Origin of the sequence: Thermomonas sp. (assembly GCF_020850895.1) — a bacterium.
Lineage (GTDB): Bacteria > Pseudomonadota > Gammaproteobacteria > Xanthomonadales > Xanthomonadaceae > Thermomonas.
The window spans coordinates 1-3,687 of sequence record NZ_JADZDS010000119.1; the positions used below are offsets into that span (position 1 = coordinate 1).

Consider the following 3,687-nt stretch of genomic DNA (forward strand, 5'->3'; position numbering starts at 1 on the left):
CCTTCGGCGCCGGTGCTGATCATGACCAGTCTCATCACCCTGCTGGTGATCGGTGCGGGGTCGGCCTATCGGATCAACAGTCTGGGCGGCGGCGGGCCGATCATCGCCGCACAGCTGGGCGGCACCTTTGTGCCGCAGGACACGCACGAACCGTCGCTGCGGCGGTTGCGCAACGTGGTCGAAGAAATCGCAATCGCTTCGGCGCTGCCGGTGCCGCGGCTTTTCGTGCTGGAAGACGAGGCCGGCATCAATGCGTTCGCGGCCGGTTTCACCCCGGCCGATGCCGTGGTGGCGGTCACCCGTGGCGCGCTCGACCGCCTCAATCGCGACGAGCTGCAGGGCGTGATCGCCCACGAGTTCAGCCACATTCTCAATGGCGACATGCGCTTGAACCTGCGCATGATCGGGGTGCTGTTCGGCATCCTGATGGTGGGGTTGGTGGGGCGCAAGATCCTGGAGCACGGCCGCTTTCGCGGTTCCGGCGCGCTGGTGGTGTTGGTGGTTACGCTGGCGATGATGGCGATTGGCTACGTCGGGCTGTTCTTCGCACGGATGATCAAGGCCGGGATAAGCCGTTCGCGCGAACGGCTGGCCGATGCCACCGCGGTGCAGTTCACCCGACAGACGGCGGGACTGGCGGGTGCGCTGAAAAAAATCGCCGGGCTCGCGGAGGGAGCGCGGTTTGCCCAACGCAGCCAGGCCGAAGAGGTCAGCCACATGCTGTTCGGGGACGGGCTGGGCTTGTTCGGCTGGTTTGCCACCCATCCGCCGCTGCTCGAGCGGATCCGGGCGCTGGAACCTTCCTTCAACGCGCACAAGCTCGACCACCTGCGGTCGCGCTGGCAGGCCGCGCCGCCGAATGGGTTGGAGGAAGACCTGCAGCTGGGTCTGGCGCCCGCGCCGGCACAGCCGCCGCCGTTGCCGGGCATGTCGAATGCAGGGCCCGCGAAGCCGCCGCCGCTGCCGGGTGCGCAGCAAGCCCTTGCCGTGGACGCTGCCTCGATCGCAGCCCAGGTGGCACAGCCCGACGTGGACGACTACCAGCGTGCGGATACGATCGTGAATGCGATGCCCGAGGCCGTGAATGACCTTGCCCGTGACCGTGAGGCCGTGATCCCGCTGTTGTTGGCGCTGCTGCTGGACCGGGATGCGCAGGTGCGGGCTGGGCAATGCGCGGTCATCGCCATGCGGCTGGATGCAGCAACTGCAGGGCGGTCCGCGGAACTGCACCTTCGATACACGCAGGCCCTGCACCCGATGCTGAGATTGCCGTTGGCGGCGATCGCGTTCCCGGTGCTGCGCCTGCGCCCGCGTCCACAGCTGGATGCGTTCCTGGCCACCGTGCAGGCGGTGATGAACTCCGACGGCGAGGTGTCCCTGTTCGAATATTGCCTCGGCAAACTGCTGGCCGTGCAGGTGCGTGAGGCGCTGGATCCCGGGCGGTACAGCCAGTTCGGTCGCAGGAAAACCACGGGCGTGCGCCAGGAATTTGCCACCCTGCTGGCGGTGGTGGCGCAGTACGGCAATGCCGACGCGGCGTCGGCCAAGCGCGCTTATCTTGCCGGCATGCAGCGGGTACTGCCGCGCGACGTGCTGCCGTATGCGCCGCCGGCGCGCGGGGTCGAGGCGCTGGATGCGGTGTGGGATCCGCTGGATGCCCTCGACCCGTTGGCCAAGCAGGTGATGGTCGAGGCGATCGCCGAGGCGATCAGCAGCGACGGCTGGATCAGCGTTGCCGAAGCCGAACTGCTGCGCACCATTTGCGCTGTCCTGCATTGCCCGCTGCCGCCGGTGCTGGGGGCGGTCGTGGCGGATTGACGGCCGCCATGCCCGCCGATGTTCCGTTTGGCGTGTGGCCGCGGCGGTGGACGTGCCGGTCAGGTTTGCCGGATCAGGTCTGCCGCACGCTCGGCAATCATGATCGTCGGCGCATTGGTGTTGCCGCCGGGCAGGTTCGGCATCACCGAGGCATCCACCACCCGCAAGCCTTCGACGCCCTGCACCCGCAGCTGCGGATCGACCACGGCGTCGTCGTCGTTGCCCATCTTGCAGGTGCCGACCGGGTGGTAGACGGTTTCGGCGCGGCTGCGCACGAAGGCGATCAGCTCGGCTTCGCTGCGCGGCAGCTGCGGCGGGAAGATCAGTGTGCCGCGGTAGGGGTCGAAGGCCTTCTGCGCGAAGATTTCCAGCGACAGCTTGGCGCATTCGATCAGCATCTTGAGATCGAAGCCGTCCGGATCCCCGAGGTAATTGGGGTCGATGATCGGTTTGTCGTCGGCGCGGTTGCTGGCCAGACGCAGGCTGCCGCGGCTGCGCGGGCGCAGGAAGCAGGCGTGCATGGTGTAGCCGTCGCCGGGCAGGCGGTTGCGGCCGTGGTCGTCGATCATCGCCGGGATGAAGTGCAGCTGGATGTCGGCGCGTTCGTCGGCAGCCAATGGTGAGCGCCAGAAGGCGCCGCCTTCGGCGATGTTGCTGGTGCCCGGGCCGCGGTGGCCGCCGAGGAAGTATTCAAACGCGGTCTTGACTTCGCTCACGCGGTCGTAGCTGATGCGCTGGGTGCAATGTTGCAGGGTGGTGACGTCGAGGTGGTCTTGCAGGTTGGCGCCGACATCCGGGGCGTCGTGGCGGACTGCAATGCCGTGCGCACGCAGCGCGTCGGCCGGGCCGATCCCGGACAGCATCAACAGCTGCGGTGAGTTGATCGAACCCCCGCTGAGCAGCACTTCGCGGGTCGCGGTGTACTGGATCGGGTTGCCGCCCTGCACGCAGGCCACGCCGCTGGCGCGGCGACCGGTGAAGGTGATGTGGTCGACTCGGGTCGTGGTCGCCACGGTCAGGTTCGGCCGCGATTTCACCGGGTTCAGGTAGGCGACCGCGGTCGAACAGCGCGCGCCCTCGCGCTGGGTCACCTGGTACAGGCCCACGCCCTGCTGGTGGGCGCCGTTGAAGTCGGGATTGCTGGCCATGCCGGCCTGCTGCGCAGCTTCGACGAACACATGGCTCAGCGGATTGACGTGGCGCAGATCGGACACCGTCAGCGGGCCGTCACCGCCGTGGAAGGCGTCACTGCCGCGGGTATTGCCCTCGGCCTTGCGGAACCAGGGCAGCACATTGTCCCAGTGCCAGCCGTCGGCGCCGTGCGCGGCCCATTCGTCGTAATCGGCAGGCACCCCGCGGATGTAGCACATCGCGTTGATCGAACTGGAACCGCCCAGCAGCTTGCCGCGTGGGCACCACAGCGAACGCCCGCCGAGCTGCGGCTGTGGAACGGTCTGGTAATCCCAATTGATCGATTTGAGGGTGGCGATCTTGGCCAGCCCAGCGGGCATGTGCACGAACGGATGCCAGTCGCGGCCGCCGGCTTCCAGCAGCAGCACCGTGACGTTCGGATCTTCGCTGAGGCGGTGCGCCAGCACGCAGCCGGCCGAACCGGCGCCGATGATGATGTAGTCGTATGCCGTGGCCAATGCCGTCGCCTGCTGATGTCTGTTCCCGAAACTATGCGGTGCGGTTAGAGCAAATGCTCGGGAATGGAACTTCCGCGACAGTGTCGATTGCGTGCGGCGCTGGAACCTTGGCGCGCCTGCGGTTACCGTTGCGCATCGCCGTGCCCGCACCGACATCAGGATGAGCCAACCCGCAGCCGCCAGCGGACGCATCGAACGTTTCCGCGCCGCGCTGGGCGAG

2 protein-coding genes are annotated in these 3,687 nt (G+C 67.5%); one reads left to right on the top strand and one right to left on the bottom strand.

Features of this window, described 5'->3' with window-relative positions; translation table 11 throughout:
- A partial coding sequence (locus IT472_RS10850; protein WP_297181520.1) for a M48 family metallopeptidase occupies window positions 1-1,818 on the top strand: 1,818 nt, incomplete at its 5' end.
- Between the two features lie 59 nt (window positions 1,819-1,877).
- On the opposite strand, the gene IT472_RS10855 is transcribed toward IT472_RS10850, so the two are convergent.
- On the bottom strand, window positions 1,878-3,467 hold the full coding sequence (locus IT472_RS10855; protein ID WP_297181521.1) for a choline dehydrogenase: 1,590 nt from the start codon (window positions 3,465-3,467) through the stop codon (window positions 1,878-1,880).
- Window positions 3,468-3,687: the final 220 nt, after the last annotated feature.